Origin of the sequence: Geobacter sp. FeAm09 (assembly GCF_008330225.1) — a bacterium.
Classification (GTDB): Bacteria; Desulfobacterota; Desulfuromonadia; order Geobacterales; family Pseudopelobacteraceae; genus Oryzomonas.
Genome location: NZ_CP042466.1, coordinates 2,183,199 through 2,201,370, shown reverse-complemented (window position 1 = coordinate 2,201,370; position 18,172 = coordinate 2,183,199). Strand labels below are relative to the sequence as shown.

Sequence of the window (18,172 nt, the reverse complement as noted above, 5' to 3'; positions counted from 1 at the left end):
TAACATCATCAATGGAGTTACCGTAATGACGCAAAAGGCAATGCTCTGCCCCCGCTGCCGCCAACTGATCGGCAGCGAAGAATCCGTCTGTTCCTGGTGCGGGGCGCAACGTTCCAGCGCCTGGTGGCGGCCCACGGCCTGGGTTCGGGGCGGTTTTGACGGGGCCTGGCTGGTGAAGGCCGTCATCACCGTCACCATCGTTATCTATGCCTTCTCCCTCATCCTCGGCATGGGGAGCGGGAACGCCGCCGGGCTGCTGGGCTTCCTCAGCCCGGACCAGACGAGCCTGCTGCTGCTGGGAGCGAGCGGCACGGTGCCCATCGACAGGTATCACTGGTACTGGACGGTGCTCACCGCCAACTACCTGCACGGCGGCATCCTGCACCTGGTCTTCAACCTGATGGCGTTGCGCCAGATCGCCCCCTGGGTCACCCAGGAGTACGGGCCGAGCCGCATGTTCGTCATCTATACCCTGGGTGGGGTCTGCGGCTACCTGGTTTCCTACGTGGCCGGGGTCCCTTTCACCATCGGCGCCTCGGGGGCCATCTGCAGTCTCATTGGGTCGCTGCTCTACTATGGCCGCAGCCGTGGCGGCACCTATGGGGCCATGGTCTTTCGGGAGGTAAGCGGCTGGGTGTTCGGGTTGGTGCTCTTCGGTTTCCTCATGCCCGGCATCAATAACTGGGCCCATGGCGGCGGCATAATCGGCGGGATCGTCCTGGGTCTGCTTCTGGGGTATGAGGAGCGTACGGAGGAGAATGCCGTGCATCGGCTTCTGGCCCTGCTGTGCGCCGGCGCCACGGTGGCCATGCTCGGCTGGAGGATTTTTTTGCTGGTCGCCCTCGGGATAGGCCATTGAGCCGTGACGCGGGGCATATAACGGAGTAAGAAAGAAGGAACAGGAACCATGAAGCAATTGCTGGCGGTTATGTTGCTGGTGGCAGCATCCAGCGCCCAGGCCGATGTCTATACCTGGACCGACAGGCGGGGGATAGCCCACTATACCAACAAGGAGTATGAGATTCCCGCGCGTTACAAGGCCAGGGCCAAGCCCCTGCATATAGAGGCGGTGCAGGCTGGAGCAGCGGCGCCGGCCACCACGCCGCCACCGGTTCAGCAGGCCGCGCCGGCGCAGCCGCCGGCCCAACCCCAGGACAAGCCGGCGTCCCCCCAGGCCGCCCCGCCGAACCCAGCTTCCCAACCGACCGTCGCTCCGGCCGGAGCGGCGCCGGCGCAGAACGTTCAGATCCAGCCGCGGGTAAAGCGCAAGATTCGCTCGGATGATGAATAGCCGGGGAGGCGTTACTGGATACGTGTCCCGACACGACAAAGGGCTAGCTTGACGGCTAGCCCTTTGTCGTGTCGGGTATGCAAAAGGATGGGACTACTTGAGGCTGCCCAGGTAGTCGGCAATAGCCTTGATGTCGTCGGCCGGCAGATCGGCGAATGACGGCATGGCGGTAGAGGGGTTCTGCTTTTTGGGGTCCTTGATGAAATCCTGGAGGCTGGCGGCATCCTTCCGGGAGGCGATGGCCGTCAGGTCGGGGCCGACCACGCCGCCCTGATCCTTGATCTTGTGGCATTGGGCGCATTTGCTTTTGAAGAGTTGTTCCCCGGTCAGTTTCTGTGCAGGAGCTGCCGTCTGCTCGGAGGATTTTTCCACCGGCCTGTTGGCGTCGTTCTTGGTGCAGGCCGTGGTTGCGGTCAGGGCAAACAGTGCAGCAAGTAAAATCAGGGCATGGGTGCGTCGCATGGTGCATCTCCTTTTCGGCAGATAATACTGATTTTTCACACTCTATTCCAAACCTGCGCCTGCGGCAAATGTGTATACCGCTGCCCCGGCGCCTTCGCAGGGATGTTTTCCGCCGTTCTGACGGTCGTTGGCAAGGCAATTTGACAATTCCGAGTTCACGGGTAGCATCTCTTGATATGAGTCCATCTCGTTCAAGGAGGAATACCATGAAGACGACCTTGGCAATTCCCGCCCTGTTGGCGCTATCGGCAAGTTGCGTGATGGCTGCCGTTTCGCCTTCCCCCGAGCGGGGCAAGGAGCTGTTCAACAGCGTTGCCCTGGGGACCAACGGCAAAAGTTGCGCCAGTTGCCATCCCGGAGGCAAAGGGTTGGAAAAGTCCGCTGCTTCCGACCCCGAAAAGCTTGCAAAGGTTGTAAACCGGTGCATCGTGAAAGCGCTCAAGGGGAAGGCCCTCCCGTCCAAATCTCCCGACCTGGCTTCTCTCGTCTCCTATCTGAAAACCATCGTCCCCACCACGGCAAACTAGAGCGGATCCGCCACCTGGAAGCACCGCCCCCGGGAAATCCCCGGCAAGGGCGACAAAGCCGCAATCCGGGCATCCTGAAACCATAACCACGCACCAGTCACCGACAAGGGCGGGCCGCTTTCCCGGAAAGCGGCCCGTTTTGCGTCTTCGGCCCATGACCCTGCACACAATTTGGTCGCCGTGCCCGGTAATGGGGCAGCATGGATGCGCCCTGAACGGGCAATCCAACGCGATTCCGGGAGGTTTCCCGTTTGGTCCTGATGTTGCAAATTCATGGGCACCCATTCTTCCCCAACGAAGGAGAAGCTGCAATGACGCACCGTTTGAAACTCCGCATCATCTTCCCGGTTGTTTCCCTGAATATCCTATTTATCGCCGGTCTCACCACCCACTGCGCCCTGCGGTTGTCCGGCAGCGTCCCCTCCCAGGCGATGGGATCTCTGCTGATGACGGCCCTTGCCTGGATCGTCGCCTGGCTGGCCGGACTCACGGCGGTGATGGTGCTCCTTGCCGGCCGCCTGGAGCGAACGCTCGAGGGGCATGGTGCACAGGTGGCGGCCATCACCCAGGGGCATATCCGTGCCGCCGCTCCTGGAACGGTTGCAGGTGAGGCCGGAAGCCTGGCGCATTCCCTGAATGAAATGTCCGGGTTCCTGGACCAGACGCTGATAAAGATCATTGCCGCCTCGGGACGGCTTTTTTCATCGACCGTCAACCTGCAGGGGGCTGCCGAACAATGCACCGCCAGCGCCGGCCAGCAGCAGTGCGAGGCGCACGCCATCGCCACCGCGGCCGAGGAAATGTCCCAGACTATCGCGGGCATCGCCCGGAACGCCTCCCTGGCGGCCGACACTTCCATGAGTGCCAGGGAAATCGTGAACCGCGGCAAGGAAACGGCCGGGCGCGCCGTGGAAGCGGCGGCCAGGGTTGGCACGGCAACGGAAGAGTTGGCGGGAGGGGTAGGGGCGCTGAACAGGAGCGTCGTGGAGATCGGGAATATCGTTTCGGTGATCAACGACATTGCCGATCAAACCAATCTGCTGGCGCTCAATGCGTCCATTGAGGCGGCGCGGTCCGGGGAGCATGGCAGGGGATTCGCCGTGGTGGCGGACGAGGTGCGCAACCTGGCGGCGCGCACCATTGACGCCACGGCCCGGATCGCGGAAAAAATCTCGGCCGTGCAGCGCGAGTCCCACAAGACCGGGGCAGCCATGAAGGACGCCTCCCAGGAGGTGATGAATGCCCGCGCCAGGATCGGGGAGGTGGAGGAGTCGCTGCACACCATTACCGACTCCTTTGAACAGGTCAAGGACCAGGTGACCCGGATCGCGACGGCCGTGGAGCAGCAGAGCGTCACCACGGCCCAGGTCTCGGCCTCCATTGAGACAACCTCGCACATGGCGGGGGCGCTCTCATCCGTATCCACCAAGGTCATGGACGAGGTCGCCGCCATCGGCTCCATCACCGACAACCTGCTGCTCCTGCTGGGGGCCTTCCGCCTCACGGCCCACTACAGCGCCGCCGAGGCGGTGGAGAGGATCGCGGCGGGCGAGGCGCTTCGTTCCATGGAGCGCAGCCGGCAGGAGCGCGAACTGCGCGAGGCCATCCGCCGCAACCCCTTTGTGGAGCTTTTCTATATCACCGATGCGGCGGGACGTCAGGTTACCGCGAACGTTGCCGCCGACAGCCTGGCGGCCGGCGATCCCGCTTACGGCGCGGAGGCTTGTGGCAAGACATGGGAGAACCGTCCCTGGTTCAGGGGGGTGAAAGAGAGCGGGAATACCTTTATTTCGGAGTTGTACCGGTCGGCGGCGACCGGGGCGTTCTGCTGCACCATCGCGGTGCCGCTCCGGGACAACGGGGGGCGGCTGCTGGGGGTCCTGGGCGCCGACATCAACGTGGTAAGGATCAGCACCTTGGGATGAAGAAGCGGTGTTACCCCGCCCCGGGCCCCCTCTCAGCCCTCATTCCCAGGCAAAGGCGCCCATGGAGATGACCCCGTAGGTGAAGGCCCTGTGCAGGACCCGTCCCTGGCCTCCGGCCCCCATGGCGACGAACAGCGGCAGGAAGTGTTCCGGCGTCGGGTGGTTGGCCAGGGCGTTCGGCCCCCTGTCCCGGTACTCCAGCAGCGAGTCCCGGTCGTCGGCCTCCACGGCCCGGCAGAGCCAGTCATCGAACTCCTTGACGTACTGTGGCGGCGGCGCGTCGAGTGCCCGTCCGAAAAAATCCCTGAGATTGTGGGTCGCCGAGCCGCTGGCCAGGATCAGCACCCCCTCCTCCCGCAAGGGGCGGAGGGCCGCGCCGATGGCCGCATGGTGGGCCGGGCCCAGGTGCGGTTGCACCGACAGTTGGACCACCGGGATATCCGCGTGGGGATACATCAGCTTGAGCGGCACCCAGGCCCCATGGTCGAGTCCCCGGGCCATGTCCCGGCCCGTCTCGATGCCGCGATTCTCCAGGAGTTGGGTGACGCGTTCGGCAAGTGACGGGTTGCCCGGCGCCGGGTAGGTCATGCGGTAGAGTTCATCGGGAAAACCGCCGAAGTCGTAGATCAGGTCCGGCTGCGCCGTATGGGTCGTCAGGGGGGCACGGGTGGTCCAGTGGGCCGAGATGCAGACGATCCCCTGCGGCCGTGGCATGTCGGCGCCCAGCGTGGCCAGGAAGTCGCGGGTCGGTACCGGGTCTATGAGCAGGGTCGGCGCCCCGTGGGAGATGAACAGTGTCGGTAGTGCAGGTTTCATGGTCGTTTTCCTCATGCATCCCCCCGGGGGACCGGAGCGCCGGGAAGCCGAACCGGTCCTCCGGCCCCCAGGGGATGGCGATGCCGTGTCGAGCCGTACAGCAGGCCCGACGCTATTTTTTCTGCAGCAATTCCACTTCCAGGGAGATGGTTACCTCATCGCCGACCATCACGCCGCCCGCTTCTATGGTTTTGTTCCAGGTCAGGCCGAAGTCCTTGCGGTTGATCCTGGTGGTTGCGGTTGCGCCGCGTTTGGTGTTGCCCCAGGGATCTTTGTAGGCCTTGGTGGGGCCTTCCACGTCAAGAACCACTTCCCGGGTTATGCCGTGCAGGGTAAGGTCGCCGTAGACTTTCAGCTTGTTGTTGCCGGCCTTTTTGACCTTTTTGGAAGCGAAGGTCATGGTCGGGTATTTGGTCACGTCGAAGAAGTCGGGGCTTTTCAGGTGGTCGTCACGTTTGGTGACCCCGGTGGTGATGGAGGGGGTTTCGATGTTGACGGAAACCTTTGACTTGGTCACGTCCTTGTCGTCGATCTCCAGGGTCCCGTTGAAGGTGCGAAACTCGCCTTTGACGTTGCTTACCATCAGGTGCTTGACCTTGAAACCGACATTGGAGTGGTCCTGGTCGATGGTCCAGCTGGAGGCGGATGCAAGGCCGGGCAGGGCCAGGGCGACGATCGTGCTGAGTGTGGTGATGATGCGTTTCATGGTGATGCTCCTTTCGCTGCAATTGATTTGAAATGATGTGATTGAATATCGAACTATCAGGGTAATTTTTTTTGCGGTACCGCCTTTAGCCCCTCCTTTCCCGTAAGCCGAGTTTCTTGCACAGGATGCCCAGGGCCTCCTGCTCATCGTTGGTAAGGGCCTTCATTTCCGCCACAATGGCCGCCTCGACCCTGGCAAAGACCTCGCGGATCAACCCCAGCCCTTGGTCGGTGAGCTGGATGGTCAGGTAGCGCCGATCTTCGCTGGTGCGCTCGCGCCGTACCAATGCCCTTTTTTCCAGGTTGTCGATGACCAGGGTGATATTGCCGGTGCTCTTGAGGATCTTGGCCGCGATGTCCCGCTGGCAGAGGGGGCCTTTATGCAGCAGCGCCTCCAGCACCCCGAACTGGCTGATGGTCAGATCGGCGGCCGCCATGGTGCGCCCCACGCGGCCGGTCACCGATTCTGCGGCGCGCATCAGCTTGGTGTAGGTGTTCAGGGCGCGGTAGGTTGTGGTGTCGGTCGGTTTCATGGGATCTTTCCGGTTAATTGGTTAATGTCATATTGTTTAATATTAAACTATATGATTCCGGTCATCCTGTCAACGCTTTTTTTGCCCCGGCCGGTCGGCGCCTTGCGGATCAATGTGGGGATTTGCGGCGGGCGGTGAAAAACAGACAGGGCAAGGAAACGTGCCTGCCGTCGTTCCTTGCCCTGCGTGCTACGGAGTATCGGTGGGAAGGGAGAGGGGGCTATTTCCCCTTCTTTTGGGTCTTGGCCCGCAGCAGGTCTCCCAGGGTCCCCATCCCCTTGGGCGCCGCGTCCGCCTGGCGGCGGAAGTCGGCCAGGGTGGCCTCCTCCTCTTCGGCGGCCCGGGCCGCACCGGCCAGGCTCAGGGAGATGCGCCGTTCGGTGCGGTCCACACTCTCCACCTTGACCTCGACGGTTTCGCCCTCCTTGAGCGCTTCGCGCGGGTGGTTGATGCGCTTGCCGCCTCCCAGCTTCGAGATGTGAATCAGTCCGTCGATGCCGTCGGCCAGGGTGATGAAGGCGCCGAACGGGGCCAGGCGGGAAACGACGCCGGTATGGAAGGAACCCTCGGGATAGGTCTGCACCGCCAGGTCCCACGGGTCGGCCAGGGTGTCCTTGAGGCTCAGGGAGATGCGCTCCTTCTCCCGGTCGATACTCTTGACCACCACCTTGATCTGCTGGCCGACGCTCAGCACCTCGCCCACTTCCTTGATCCTGCTCCAGCCGATCTCGGAGATGGGGAGCAGCCCCTCCAGGCCGCCGATATCCACAAAGGCGCCATACTCCTTCAGGGAGGTGACCGTGCCGCCGACCGTCATACCCTCGCTGATGCCGGCCTGGACCTCTTCCCTGAGCCGGCGCTGCTCCTCTTCCAGCAGGACGCGGCGGGAGACCACGATGTTGCGTCCCTTTTCACCGTAGGCGGTGATACGGAACGGCAGGCGGGTGCCGATAAGGGCGGCCGGGTCGTCGATGCGGCGCAGGGCGATCTGGGAGAAGGGACAGAAGGCGCGGGCCGAGCCGGCCAGCTTGATCTCGTACCCCCCCTTGATCTCCTTCTCCACCACCCCTTCCACCGGAACGCCGCTCTGGAAAGCCTCTTCCAGGTGGGCGTTGCCCGATGCCCCGCCGCCGATCCTGGTGGTGAAGCGCATCTCGCCGTGGCTCGACGAGAGGAAGTAGGCGGCGATACTGTCGCCTGGCGCAACGGTGACATGGCCGTCCAGGTCCTGCAGCTCCTTCGCATCCACGACGCCTTCGCCCTTTTGGCCGGTATCGATGAAAATCCATTCCGTGCCGACCTTCAAGACCCGCGCCGTTATTTTCTGCCCCGGCTCCAGCCAGGCGCTCTGCTGCCGTGCGCTCCGCTCGAACAGTTCGGCAAAGCTCTCGCCTTCGGTCTCTTCTTCCTCTGGTTGTTCCAGGTCGTCGTTGTCTCGCATGGTGTCCCCGTTCGTGTGGATAGTCTTCTCGCCCTACCGATCATCGCGCCGTCCGCATGGCGCTTATGACGTGATCGTCCAGTGTATATTGCCATGATCCGTTTGGGATGCAAATGTATTTTTGTGCAGGCATGGAAACGCCCCGTCGGCGGATGCCGGCGGGGCGTTTCACGGGTTGGGAGGGGGACGGATAACGTGATCCTTACAGGGTCAGCTCCGCATGGCCGTGGTACAGCTCGTCCCGTTCCCGGTTCACGTCGTCGCTCTCCAGGTACTCGTCGAACGCCATGACCCGGTCGATCACGCCGCCGGGGGTGATCTCGACGATCCGGTTGGCGATGGTGGAGACGAACTCGTGGTCGTGGGAGGCGAACAGCACCACCTCCGGGTAGGCGATCAGCCCGTCGTTCAGGGCGGTGATCGACTCCAGGTCCAGGTGGTTGGTCGGCTCGTCCAGGATCAGCACGTTGGCGCCGGAGAGCATCATGCGGGAGAGCATGCAGCGCACCCGCTCGCCGCCGGAGAGCACCGAGGTCTTCTTCATCGCCTCGTCGCCGGAGAAGAGCATTCTCCCCAGGAAGCCGCGGGCAAAGGTCTCACCCTCGGTGGGGGGGAATACTGCCCCAGCCAGTCGATCAGGCTCAGGTCCTTGTCGAAATAGCCGGCGTTCTCCTTGGGGAAATAGGCGTTGGTGATGGTCACCCCCCAGCGGAACGAGCCGCTGTCCGGCTCCAGTTCTCCGGCCAGGATCTGGAACAGGGTGGTGCGGGCCAGGCCGTTGCCCCCCACAAAAGCGATCTTGTCGTTCTTGCGCACGATCAGGTCCAGGTTGTCCAGAACCTTGACCCCGTCGATCTCCTTGGTGAGACCGGTTATTTCCAGGATGATGTCGCCGCAGGGGCGCTCCGGCTTGAACATGACGTGGGGGTACTTGCGCGACGACACCGGCATCTCCTCCAGGGTCAGCTTGTCCAGGAGCTTCTTGCGCGAGGTGGCCTGCTTGGCCTTGGAGGCGTTGGACGAGAAACGCTGGATAAAGGCCTTCAACTCCTCGGCCTTCTCCGACACCTTGCGGTTCTCGTTCTGGCGCTGCTTCAGGTTCAACTGGCTGGCGTGGTACCAGAAGTCGTAGTTGCCCACGTAGACCTGGATGCGGCTGAAGTCGATGTCTGCGGTATGGGTGCACACCTGATTGAGGAAGTGGCGGTCGTGGGATACCACGATAACCGTGTTGGGGAAGCGGAAGAGGAAGTCCTCCAGCCAGGAGATGGACTTCAGGTCCAGGTTGTTGGTCGGTTCGTCCAGCAGCAGCACGTCAGGATTGCCGAACAGGGCCTGGGCCAGCAGCACGCGCACCTTGTCGCCCCCTTCCAGCTCCTTCATCTTCTTGCTGCGCAACTCCTCGGGAATGCCCAGGCCGTTCAGCAGCACCGCGGCCTCCGACTCGGCCTCGTAGCCGTTCATCTCGGCAAAATCTGCCTCCAGTTCGGCAGAGCGGACGCCGTCCTCCTCGCTGAAGTCGGCCTTGGCGTAAATCGCCTCACGCTCGACCATGACCCGGTAAAGCTGCTCATGTCCCCTGATGACGGTATTGAATACCGTCTCCTCGTCAAAGGCGAAATGGTCCTGGCGCAGCACCGCCAACCGTTCCCGTGGTCCGAGGGAGATCTCCCCGCTGTCCGGGGTGATCTCCCCCGAGAGGATCTTGAGGAAGGTGGACTTGCCGGCGCCGTTGGCCCCGATCAGGCCGTAACAGTTGCCCGGCGTGAATTTGATGTTCACATCCTTGAACAGGACGCGTTTGCCGTAGGAGAGGGCGACATTTGAAGCGGTAATCATGTGTATCGGTTCCTTTCGAACAAATAAAAAACCACAGGGGTGATCCCTGTGGCTCAGGTGATTGGTATTTATAGCATCTTTACCGCCCTGACGGCAATCGTTAATTGCTCCTGCGCCACTTAGACATGCTTCCTTCCCTTGACCATCCGGGTCAGCAGCGTGTCCAGGGAAGAGGCGAAGCGCTGGCGGTCCGTCGCCCCGAACTGGGCCGGCCCTCCCTGCACCATGCCCGCATCGCGCAGCTCCATCATCAGGTCGCGCAGGGAAAGACGCTCTCCCACATTCTCCTCGGTATAGAGTTCTCCCCGCGGGTCGAGCCCCACTGCGCCTTTGGCGACGATCCGGGCCGCCAAGGGGATGTCGGCGGTTATGATCACGTCTTGCGGGGCGGCATGCTCGGCAATGTAGTCGTCGGCAACGTCAAAGCCCTCGCTCACCACCACCGAGTCGATCAGGCGGGAATGATGTTTCGCAAGGCTGGTATTGGCCACCAGGCTGACCGGAATTTCCAGGCGTTCCGAGGCCCTGAAGACGATTTCCTTGATGACCCGAGGGCAGGCGTCGGCGTCGATCCATATGCGCATGGTTGCTCCGTGGCGAAAAATCGGACTGCTGCGAGATAGTACCACGGATGCGATACGGTATTCCAGACAAAGAGGGGCATGGCGTTGTTTTCAGTTGTTTCGCGCCGTTAGGCATCTTTGCCGCCATCAGCGGCGGTGTCGCGCGCGGCCTGACCGTCGCGCGTGTCGATTATTTGCCGAGCGCGAGCGATTGAATGTCCGGGAATCGGTGGTAGGATTATAAGAAGTTTTTCAGCATATTGGCTGTGCCGAGGCACAGGGGAGGCATATGCAACAGGGAGCATCCAGCGGATCTACCCCCGGAAACCGCATACGACGTTTCGGCGCCATCATTGCGCTGGTCTGGACAGTGCTTTTGGCATACTCGCTGTTCTGGGATCACCGGCAGCACCGGGAGGAGGCGTTGCTGCTCGGCAAGATGCAGAGCCGGGCCTTCTTCGAGAAGGATCTCCTCTATCGCCGCTGGGCGTCCCGCCATGGCGGCGTGTACGTTCCGGCAACGGAATCCACCCAGCCTAATCCCTATCTGGCCCACATCCCCGAGCGGGATATAACCACCCCCTCCGGCAAACGGCTGACCCTGATGAATCCGGCCTACATGACGCGCCAAGTATTTGAAATGGCCCAGGAATACCAAGGAACCGGCCGCGGCCATATCACCAGTCTCAAGCCGATCAGGGGCGGGAACGCCCCCGACCCTTGGGAGAAGGGGGCGCTGACGGCATTTGAGCGGGGCGTCACCGAGGTGGGCCAGGTTGAGTACATCGACGGCAAGCCGTACTATCGTTACATGAAGTCGCTCTTTGCCGAAAAGCCCTGTCTCAAGTGCCATGCGCCCCAAGGGTATCGCGAAGGGGAGGTGCGGGGCGGACTGAGCGTATCCGTCCCGCTGGAGCCGATCTACGCGCTGATGCGCGTGGAGATGCGGGGGGTGTATATCAACCATGCCGTCATCTGGTTGCTGGGGCTGGTGGGGATCGGCTTCGGGACCCGCAGGCTGGGGCGCACGACCACGGAGCTTTACGAACAGACCGTAACGTTGGAGCACGAGATCGAAGAGCGGGAGATGGCCCAGGAAACCCTTCAGGAACAGGCGATGGTTCTGGAGGAGGAGATTGCCGAACGGAGGCAGATCGAGGAAGCGGTGCGCCTCAGCGAGGAAAAGTTTGCCAAGTCCTTCGACAATGCCCCCATCATCATGACGATCAGCACGGTGGAGGATGGCCGTTTCCTGGATGTGAACAAGAAATTCGTCGAGATCTCCGGTTTCAGCCGCCAGGAAGCCGTGGGCAGCACGTCGCTTGAACTCGGCTGGATCACGCCGGAACAACGGCAGATGCTGTTGACCGAGTTGCGGGACAAGGGGCGCACCTCGGGCGTGGAGCTGCATCTGCGTTCCAAGGGCGAGAAATACCTCACCTGCATCTACTATGGCGAGCTCATCACCGTTGATGGCCGCCATTGCCTGCTCTCGCTGGCCCACGACATGACCGAGCAGCGGACCATGGAAGAACAGCTCCGCCAGGCCCAGAAAATGGAGGCCATCGGGCAGCTTGCGGGCGGGGTGGCCCACGACTTCAACAACGTGCTCACGGTTATCATGGGGTACTGCAACCTGTTGCAGATGGACCCGAAACTGGATGAGCGCCAGCGGGACGAGGTCGAGCAGATCGTCGCCTCTTCCGAGAAGGCGGCCCAGTTGACTCGTGGGCTGCTCACCTTCGGCCGCAAGGAGGTCATGGACTTCAGGCCGGCCAATCTCAACGACATCGTACAGCATGTGCAGAAGTTCCTCGTCCGGGTCATCGGCGAGGACATCCAGCTCAGAACTCTCTGCGACGGCCCCGCGATCACCGTTTGCGTGGACAGCGCCCAGATCGAGCAGGTTTTGATCAACCTGGCAACCAATGCCCGGGACGCCATGCAAAAGGGGGGGCTCTTGAGCATCGAAACGGGCATCCGGGATGTTGGCGACGCCTTTCTCCATGCTCATGGGTACGGCGAGCCGGGCCGTTATGCCTGCATCGCGGTCTCCGATTCCGGCTGCGGCATGGACGAGCCGACCCGCAAGAGGATCTTCGAGCCGTTCTTTACCACCAAGGAAGAGGGCAGGGGAACCGGCCTCGGCATGGCCATCGTGTACGGGATCGTCAAGCAGCATAACGGTTTCATCAATGTTTACAGCGAACCGGGACAGGGCACCACCTTCAGGATCTATATCCCCGTGAGCGGGCAGGGGCCGGGACCGCAGCAGGAAGCGGCGGAGCCGGCGGCTCCCGAAGTCGGGACGGAAACGATCCTCATCGCCGAGGACGAGGTGGACGTGCGCGGCCTCATGGAAAACATCCTGACCAGGTACGGTTACCAGGTGATCCTGGCGGAGGATGGCCAGGAGGCGGTCGAGAAGTTCACGACAAACCGTGGCAAGATTCATCTGGTTCTGATGGATGTCATCATGCCCAGAAAAAGCGGCCAGGAGGCCGTTGCGGAGATCAGGCGCCTGCAACCGGACATGAAGGTTTGCTACGCCAGCGGTTACACGGCGGATTTCATCCGGAATCGCGGGGTGATCGACGAGGGGATCGAACTCATCATGAAGCCGGTCCAACCGCTGGAACTGCTGCGGAAGGTGCGCGAGATCCTGGACCGGTAGGGGAAGCAGAGAACATTCACCACGGCTGTCCCGATTGCGGCGCCGCGGCCAAGCGAAGCGCCCGAAACAGCCGGGTGCGGAGGAGGGGGCATGCAATTGGAGATCCACAACGTCAAGATCGACTATCCCGAAGGGTGCAACATCATCCTCGGCCAGACCCACTTCATCAAGACCGCCGAGGATTTGTACGAGATCATTGCCGGCACGGTACCCCAGGCCCGCTTCGGCGTTGCCTTCAGCGAGGCGTCCGGCCCCTGCCTGATCCGTACCGAGGGGAACGACAGCGGGCTGATCAAGGCGTGTACGACCGTCCTGAAGGCCATCGGCGCCGGCCATGTCTTCTGCATCCTGCTGCGGGACGCCTATCCCATCAACATCCTCAACCAGGTGAAAAACTGCCCGGAGGTCTGCTGCGTCTACTGCGCCACGGCCAACCCGCTCCAGGTGATCGTCGCCTCCACCATGCAGGGGTGGGGCATCCTGGGTGTGATCGACGGGTTTGCCCCCAAGGGGGTGGAGTCGGACGACGAGCGCCAGCAGCGCCACAGCCTGTTGCGCACGATCGGCTACAAACTGTGAGGGAAGGGCGTGGCTACGGGACGGCGCGCCTGATGGCGGCACTGCTGCCGGCGGCGCTGGGGATCGTGCTGTGCGCCGACGCCCAGGGAAAGGGGGGACACAGGATGGAAACGTTGACCGTTTCGAGCCCGGGTTTCAACCAGGGGGAGGCCATACCGGCCCGCCACACCTGCGACGGGGAGGATACCAGCCCCGCTCTCGTCATTGGCAAGGTGCCGCCGGCCACCCGGAGCCTGGCGCTGGTCATGGACGACCCGGATGCCCCCATGGGGACCTGGGTGCACTGGGTGGTGTGGAACATCCCGCCCCAGACGCGGGAGATCCCCGCGCACGCTCTGCCGTCCCAGGCCAGCGAGGGGAAGAACGACTGGCACCGCACCGGCTACGGCGGTCCCTGTCCGCCGACCGGGACCCATCGCTACTTCTTCCGGGTTTATGCGCTGGATACCGTGCTGCATCTCGGCAACTCCACCACCAAGGGTGAGCTTGAACGGGCCATGCAGGGGCATGTCCTGGCCAAGGGGGAGCTGATGGGGACGTATAAGCGCCGGTGAAGCTGGTACCAACGGAGAAATTCAGGTCACCTCAATCAAGACATCGCGAAGGAGAAGTGTGACATGGCGCAGCAAGCAAAGAACACGATTTGCCTTTGGTACGACCGCGACGCCGAGGATGCGGCGCGATTTTACGCCAGGACCTTTCCCGATTCATCCGTTGGCGCGGTGCACCTCGCACCGGGGGACTATCCGTCCGGAAAGAAGGGGGATGTGTTGACGGTCGAGTTTACCGTGATGGGAATTCCCTGCCTCGGGCTCAATGGCGGACCCGAGGTCAAGCACAACTGGGCATTCTCGTTTCAGGTCGCAACCGTTGACCAGGCCGAAACGGATCGTTACTGGAACGCCATCGTCGGCAACGGCGGTGAGGAGAGTGCCTGCGGCTGGTGCAGGGATAAATGGGGCCTCTCCTGGCAGATTACGCCGATGGCCCTGACGAGAGCGATAACCGATCCCGATCCCGCTGCCGCCAAGCGCGCATTCGATGCGATGATGCAGATGAAAAGGATCGACATTGCTGCCATAGAAGCGGCGCGCCGTGGTTGAAGCTACAATCTCCGGGGAGAAGGCAGGGGGGCGGCCCTTGACGCGGGACAAATTTGAAGAAATTGTGTGTAACAACGGTATCAGGTCCACACATTGACGAAACACAAGACCAAGCCCGGACTATCGCGATTTCAGTCTAGCCATTGCGCTTGAGCCGTAAAAACCTGAACACCAAAACGCCGAATGGCCACGGTGTCCCGTGGCCATTCGGTTTGTCATCGTATCGGATGAAACTTACAGGCCGAGTTGTTTGAAGAAGTCGTTCCCTTTGTCGTCCACCAGGATGAACGCCGGGAAGTCCTCTACCTCGATCTTCCACACCGCTTCCATCCCCAGTTCCGGGAAGTCGATGCACTCCACCTTCTTGATGTTCTCCTCGGCCAGGATCGCGGCCGGGCCGCCGATGGAGCCGAGATAGAAGCCGCCGTATTTCTTGCAGGCGTCGGTAACCTGCTGGCTGCGGTTCCCCTTGGCGATCATGATCAGGGAGCCTCCCTTGCTCTGCAGTTCGTCCACGTAGGAGTCCATGCGGCCGGCGGTGGTGGGTCCGAAGGAGCCGGAGGGCTTGCCCGCCGGGGTCTTGGCCGGGCCGGCGTAGTAGATGGGGTGCTTCAGCAGATACTCGGGCAGCGGCTTTCCGCTGTCCATGATCTCCTTGAACTTGGCGTGGGCGATGTCGCGGCCCACCACGATGGTGCCGGTCAAAAGCAGCGGGGTGGAGACCGGGTGTTTGGTCAACTCGGCCAGAATCTCCGGCATGGGCTTGTTCAGGTCGATCTTCACGCCGTGGCTGTGCTTGCCCCGGTACTGTTCGGGGATCAGGCGGCCGGGGTTGCGGTCCATCTCCTCCACGAACAGGCCGTCCTTGGTGATCTTGGCCTTGATGTTGCGGTCGGCCGAGCAGGAAACCGCCATGCCCACCGGACAGGAGGCGCCGTGGCGCGGGAGGCGGATGACCCGCACGTCGTGGGCGAAGTATTTGCCGCCGAACTGGGCGCCGATGCCCAGCTTCTGAGCCGCCTCAAGGAGTTTCGCCTCCAGTTCCAGATCGCGGAAGGCCTGGCCGTGCTCGTTCCCCTGGGTGGGGAGGCCGTCCAGTTCCTTGGCCGTGGCCAGTTTGACGGTCTTCATGCAGGCGTCGGCGCTGGTGCCGCCGATGACGAAGGCGATGTGGTAGGGGGGGCAGGCGGCGGTGCCCAGGTATTTCATCTTCTCCACCAGGAACTTTTCCAGTTTGCCCGGGGTCAGGAGGGCCTTGGTCTCCTGGAACAGCATGGTCTTGTTGGCCGAGCCGCCACCCTTGGCCATGAAGAGGAACTTGTAATAATCGCCGTCCGTGGCCGCAATGTCGATCTGGGCCGGCAGATTGGTGCCGGTGTTGGTCTCCTTGTACATGTCCAGGGGCACGGTCTGGGAATAGCGCAGGTTTTCTTCGGTGTAGGTCTTGTAGACCCCCTTGGCGATCCATTCCTCGTCCTTGACGCCGGTCCAGACCTGCTGTCCCTTCTTGGCGACGACCGTGGCGGTACCGGTGTCCTGACAGACCGGGAGCTCGAACTGGGCGGAGATCTCGGCGTTGCGCAGGAACGCCATGGCGACCCCTTTGTCGTTCTGGGAGGCCTCGGGATCGGAGAGGATCTTGGCCACCTGCTCGTTGTGCGCGGGGCGCAGCAGGAACGAAACGTCCCGCATGGACTCGTTGGCCAGGATGGTGAGCGCCTCGGGACAGACCCGGATGACCTGCTTGCCGGCAAACTCGGCCAATTCGACGTACTTTTCGCTCCCCTCGATCTTGCGGTAGGGGGTCTGATCCGTGGCAAGCGGGAAGGGCTCCTGATAGACGAACGGTTTGGTTGACATGGGCTGCTTCTCCTTTCGGTGCCGGAAATTCGGCTTTGGTTATGTGAGTAGGTGCCGGGTCGGAATTGTTTTGTATACAAGACGCAATGGGCGCATCTTAGTGAAAAGCGCGACCTTTGTCGAGAGCTAAGTTTACGCTGAAACCGGCGATAAAAATTGACAGATTTGGTGGGGCTATGTTAATCCTGTACCACCATTTTCAACCGTTTGCACGGGAGTTTCACCATGTTCAAGAACCTGCGCGAGGACATCAATTCCGTCTTTGAGCGCGATCCGGCCGCCCGCAATGCCCTGGAGATCGTCTTCTGCTATCCCGGCCTGCATGCCCTCTGGATATATCGCATTGCCCACTGGTTCTGGGTCAACGAGCTGTTCTTCCTGGGGCGCTTCATCTCCCACATCGGCCGGTTCCTGACCGGCATCGAGATCCATCCGGGGGCCAAGATCGGCCGCAAGTTCTTCATCGACCACGGCATGGGGGTGGTGATCGGGGAAACGGCCGAGATCGGCGACAACGTGACCCTCTACCACGGCGTGACCCTGGGCGGCGTCACTTGGGACAAGGTGAAGCGTCATCCGACCCTGGGGGACAACGTGGTGATCGGTTCGGGGGCCAAGGTGCTGGGGCCGTTCACCGTGGGCAAGGGGGCCAAGATCGGCTCCAACTCGGTGGTGGTCAAGGAAGTGCCGGAAAACGCCACTGTGGTCGGCATCCCGGGCCGGGTGGTCATGGCCCAGGAAAAGAAGGAAGACCCGCGTCCCGACCTGCAGCACGGACAACTGCCCGACCCGGAGGCCAAGGCCATCTCCTGCCTGTTCGATCAGATCCGCGAGCTGGAGAAGAAGTACGCCACCCTGGCCGAGGAGCACGAGGCGCTGAAAAAGAAAATCAACGGCTGATCCGCCGTGCCCCGCCGACGGGGGGGGCGCAAAGCCGCGGCAGCCGGGTAATCACATTTGGGAAAGCTACATTAAATGATCAAACGTCAGACCACCATCAACCGTATTTTCAAAATCTCCGGCATCGGGCTGCATACCGGCAAGCCGGTCAACCTGGAATTCCTTCCCCGCCGCGAGTTCGGCATTGCCTTTGTCTTCAACGGCCAGATGATTCCGGCCCGCTACGACATGGTGGCCGACACGCGCCTCTCGACCCTGATCGCCCGGGAAGGGGCCTCGGTTTCAACCATCGAGCACCTGATGGCGGCCTTTTACTTTTCCGGCATCACCAACTGCCTGGTGTACATCGACGGTCCCGAGGTGCCCATCATGGACGGCTCGGCCTGGGAGTTCTACCAGGGCATGTGGAAGGGGGGCGTCTACGAGTTCCCCGAAAACGGCGTCTATCTGAAGGTACAACGCCCGGTGGAAGTCCGGCACAAGGACGCCTATGTCAAGATAAAGCCCCTCAACACCCTAGATATCACCATGTCCATCGAATTCCGGGCGCCAGTGGGAAAGCAGAAGAAACGGGTCACGGACGTGGAAAACGCCTTTGCCATCATCAACTCGCGCACCTTCACCATGCTGGAGGAGATCGAGGCCATCCAGAAGGCCGGCCTGGCTAAAGGCGGGTCGCTGGACAATGCGGTGATCATCGGAGAGGACGACGTGGTCAACCCCCACGGCCTGCGCTACAAGAAGGAGCTGGTCAATCACAAGATCCTCGACCTGATCGGCGATCTGTATACCAGCGGCTACCGCATCCTCGGCAAGGTCGAGGCCAACAAGACCGGGCATTACCTCAACAACATGCTGCTGAAGGAACTCTTTTCAGACCCCGCCAATTACACCATCTACTGAGACCTTCTCCCCCGTTGTGCGTGCAGGGGCGTGCCAGGCGGTAGGCCCCGC

The 18,172-nt window shown here is 62.0% G+C and carries 17 protein-coding genes and 1 pseudogene; 10 read left to right on the top strand and 8 right to left on the bottom strand.

Annotated elements, in window-relative coordinates; all coding sequences use genetic code 11:
- Window positions 1-25: 25 nt before the first annotated feature.
- Together FO488_RS10360 and FO488_RS10355 are read left to right on the top strand one after the other, a co-directional pair.
- Window positions 26-859, top strand: a complete 834-nt coding sequence (locus tag FO488_RS10360; RefSeq protein WP_149210497.1) for a rhomboid family intramembrane serine protease — start codon at window positions 26-28, stop codon at window positions 857-859.
- Window positions 860-907: 48 nt separating this feature from the next.
- A complete protein-coding gene (locus FO488_RS10355; protein WP_149210496.1) occupies window positions 908-1,291 on the top strand; it encodes a DUF4124 domain-containing protein in 384 nt (127 codons plus the stop codon).
- A 93-nt stretch (window positions 1,292-1,384) separates the two neighbouring features.
- On the opposite strand, the gene FO488_RS10350 is transcribed toward FO488_RS10355, so the two are convergent.
- Window positions 1,385-1,753, bottom strand: coding sequence for a cytochrome c family protein (locus FO488_RS10350; protein ID WP_149210495.1), 369 nt, complete (start codon window positions 1,751-1,753; stop codon window positions 1,385-1,387).
- 206 nt (window positions 1,754-1,959) lie between these two features.
- Between FO488_RS10350 and FO488_RS10345 the strand changes: the two genes are divergently transcribed.
- Both FO488_RS10345 and FO488_RS10340 read left to right on the top strand, forming a co-directional pair.
- A complete protein-coding gene (locus FO488_RS10345) occupies window positions 1,960-2,280 on the top strand; it encodes a DUF1924 domain-containing protein (RefSeq protein WP_240731853.1) in 321 nt (106 codons plus the stop codon).
- A gap of 311 nt (window positions 2,281-2,591) precedes the next feature.
- On the top strand, window positions 2,592-4,205 hold the full coding sequence (locus tag FO488_RS10340; RefSeq protein WP_168205973.1) for a methyl-accepting chemotaxis protein: 1,614 nt from the start codon (window positions 2,592-2,594) through the stop codon (window positions 4,203-4,205).
- A gap of 39 nt (window positions 4,206-4,244) precedes the next feature.
- Here FO488_RS10340 and FO488_RS10335 read toward each other — a convergent pair whose 3' ends face one another.
- From FO488_RS10335 to FO488_RS10310, 6 genes and pseudogenes are all read right to left on the bottom strand, one after another.
- Window positions 4,245-5,021 (bottom strand): class III extradiol ring-cleavage dioxygenase, encoded by a 777-nt coding sequence (locus FO488_RS10335; RefSeq protein ID WP_149210493.1) that lies wholly within the window; start codon window positions 5,019-5,021, stop codon window positions 4,245-4,247.
- 112 nt (window positions 5,022-5,133) lie between these two features.
- Window positions 5,134-5,727 carry a YceI family protein gene (locus FO488_RS10330; protein ID WP_149210492.1) on the bottom strand — a complete coding sequence of 198 codons (594 nt, stop codon included), beginning with the start codon at window positions 5,725-5,727 and terminating at the stop codon, window positions 5,134-5,136.
- Window positions 5,728-5,812: 85 nt separating this feature from the next.
- Window positions 5,813-6,259, bottom strand: a complete 447-nt coding sequence (locus FO488_RS10325; protein WP_240731852.1) for a MarR family winged helix-turn-helix transcriptional regulator — start codon at window positions 6,257-6,259, stop codon at window positions 5,813-5,815.
- Between the two features lie 220 nt (window positions 6,260-6,479).
- Entirely contained in the window at window positions 6,480-7,700 is a 1,221-nt protein-coding gene (gene rpsA / locus FO488_RS10320) for a 30S ribosomal protein S1 (protein ID WP_149210491.1), read from the bottom strand.
- 202 nt (window positions 7,701-7,902) lie between these two features.
- Window positions 7,903-9,539, bottom strand: a pseudogene (locus FO488_RS10315) (ABC-F family ATP-binding cassette domain-containing protein).
- 119 nt (window positions 9,540-9,658) lie between these two features.
- Window positions 9,659-10,123, bottom strand: a complete 465-nt coding sequence (locus FO488_RS10310) for a YaiI/YqxD family protein (protein WP_149210490.1) — start codon at window positions 10,121-10,123, stop codon at window positions 9,659-9,661.
- Window positions 10,124-10,391: 268 nt separating this feature from the next.
- Here FO488_RS10310 and FO488_RS10305 point away from each other — a divergent pair, with 268 nt between their 5' ends.
- From FO488_RS10305 to FO488_RS10290, 4 genes are all read left to right on the top strand, one after another.
- A complete protein-coding gene (locus FO488_RS10305; protein WP_205743253.1) occupies window positions 10,392-12,776 on the top strand; it encodes an ATP-binding protein in 2,385 nt (794 codons plus the stop codon).
- A gap of 90 nt (window positions 12,777-12,866) precedes the next feature.
- Window positions 12,867-13,355: an adenosine-specific kinase gene (locus tag FO488_RS10300; RefSeq protein ID WP_149210489.1), complete on the top strand. Its 489-nt coding sequence runs from the start codon at window positions 12,867-12,869 to the stop codon at window positions 13,353-13,355.
- Entirely contained in the window at window positions 13,352-13,909 is a 558-nt protein-coding gene (locus FO488_RS10295; protein WP_370514272.1) for a YbhB/YbcL family Raf kinase inhibitor-like protein, read from the top strand. The genes FO488_RS10300 and FO488_RS10295 overlap by 4 nt, the downstream gene beginning before the upstream one ends.
- Before the next feature lie 63 nt (window positions 13,910-13,972).
- The gene (locus tag FO488_RS10290) at window positions 13,973-14,458 is read left to right on the top strand and encodes a VOC family protein (RefSeq protein WP_149210488.1); all 486 of its coding nucleotides are present in this window, start codon (window positions 13,973-13,975) and stop codon (window positions 14,456-14,458) included.
- Between the two features lie 234 nt (window positions 14,459-14,692).
- Here FO488_RS10290 and FO488_RS10285 read toward each other — a convergent pair whose 3' ends face one another.
- Window positions 14,693-16,318, bottom strand: coding sequence for a fumarate hydratase (locus FO488_RS10285; RefSeq protein WP_149210487.1), 1,626 nt, complete (start codon window positions 16,316-16,318; stop codon window positions 14,693-14,695).
- 225 nt (window positions 16,319-16,543) lie between these two features.
- On the opposite strand from FO488_RS10285, the gene cysE reads away from it, so the two are divergent.
- Both cysE and lpxC read left to right on the top strand, forming a co-directional pair.
- Window positions 16,544-17,218, top strand: a complete 675-nt coding sequence (gene cysE, locus FO488_RS10280) for a serine O-acetyltransferase (RefSeq protein WP_149210486.1) — start codon at window positions 16,544-16,546, stop codon at window positions 17,216-17,218.
- Between the two features lie 75 nt (window positions 17,219-17,293).
- Window positions 17,294-18,121, top strand: coding sequence for a UDP-3-O-acyl-N-acetylglucosamine deacetylase (lpxC, locus tag FO488_RS10275; RefSeq protein WP_149210485.1), 828 nt, complete (start codon window positions 17,294-17,296; stop codon window positions 18,119-18,121).
- The last annotated feature ends 51 nt before the right edge of the window (window positions 18,122-18,172 follow it).

What these genes read in the sequence shown, in the direction of transcription:
- FO488_RS10360 (WP_149210497.1), top strand. Translation starts at nt 26, where the DNA reads ATGACGCAAAAGGCAATGCTCTGCCCCCGCTGCCGCCAACTGATCGGC.
- FO488_RS10355 (WP_149210496.1), top strand. Translation starts at nt 908, where the DNA reads ATGAAGCAATTGCTGGCGGTTATGTTGCTGGTGGCAGCATCCAGCGCC.
- FO488_RS10350 (WP_149210495.1), bottom strand. Translation starts at nt 1,753, where the DNA reads ATGCGACGCACCCATGCCCTGATTTTACTTGCTGCACTGTTTGCCCTG.
- FO488_RS10345 (WP_240731853.1), top strand. Translation starts at nt 1,960, where the DNA reads ATGAAGACGACCTTGGCAATTCCCGCCCTGTTGGCGCTATCGGCAAGT.
- FO488_RS10340 (WP_168205973.1), top strand. Translation starts at nt 2,592, where the DNA reads ATGACGCACCGTTTGAAACTCCGCATCATCTTCCCGGTTGTTTCCCTG.
- FO488_RS10335 (WP_149210493.1), bottom strand. Translation starts at nt 5,021, where the DNA reads ATGAAACCTGCACTACCGACACTGTTCATCTCCCACGGGGCGCCGACC.
- FO488_RS10330 (WP_149210492.1), bottom strand. Translation starts at nt 5,727, where the DNA reads ATGAAACGCATCATCACCACACTCAGCACGATCGTCGCCCTGGCCCTG.
- FO488_RS10325 (WP_240731852.1), bottom strand. Translation starts at nt 6,259, where the DNA reads ATGAAACCGACCGACACCACAACCTACCGCGCCCTGAACACCTACACC.
- rpsA (WP_149210491.1), bottom strand. Translation starts at nt 7,700, where the DNA reads ATGCGAGACAACGACGACCTGGAACAACCAGAGGAAGAAGAGACCGAA.
- FO488_RS10310 (WP_149210490.1), bottom strand. Translation starts at nt 10,123, where the DNA reads ATGCGCATATGGATCGACGCCGACGCCTGCCCTCGGGTCATCAAGGAA.
- FO488_RS10305 (WP_205743253.1), top strand. Translation starts at nt 10,392, where the DNA reads ATGCAACAGGGAGCATCCAGCGGATCTACCCCCGGAAACCGCATACGA.
- FO488_RS10300 (WP_149210489.1), top strand. Translation starts at nt 12,867, where the DNA reads ATGCAATTGGAGATCCACAACGTCAAGATCGACTATCCCGAAGGGTGC.
- FO488_RS10290 (WP_149210488.1), top strand. Translation starts at nt 13,973, where the DNA reads ATGGCGCAGCAAGCAAAGAACACGATTTGCCTTTGGTACGACCGCGAC.
- FO488_RS10285 (WP_149210487.1), bottom strand. Translation starts at nt 16,318, where the DNA reads ATGTCAACCAAACCGTTCGTCTATCAGGAGCCCTTCCCGCTTGCCACG.
- cysE (WP_149210486.1), top strand. Translation starts at nt 16,544, where the DNA reads ATGTTCAAGAACCTGCGCGAGGACATCAATTCCGTCTTTGAGCGCGAT.
- lpxC (WP_149210485.1), top strand. Translation starts at nt 17,294, where the DNA reads ATGATCAAACGTCAGACCACCATCAACCGTATTTTCAAAATCTCCGGC.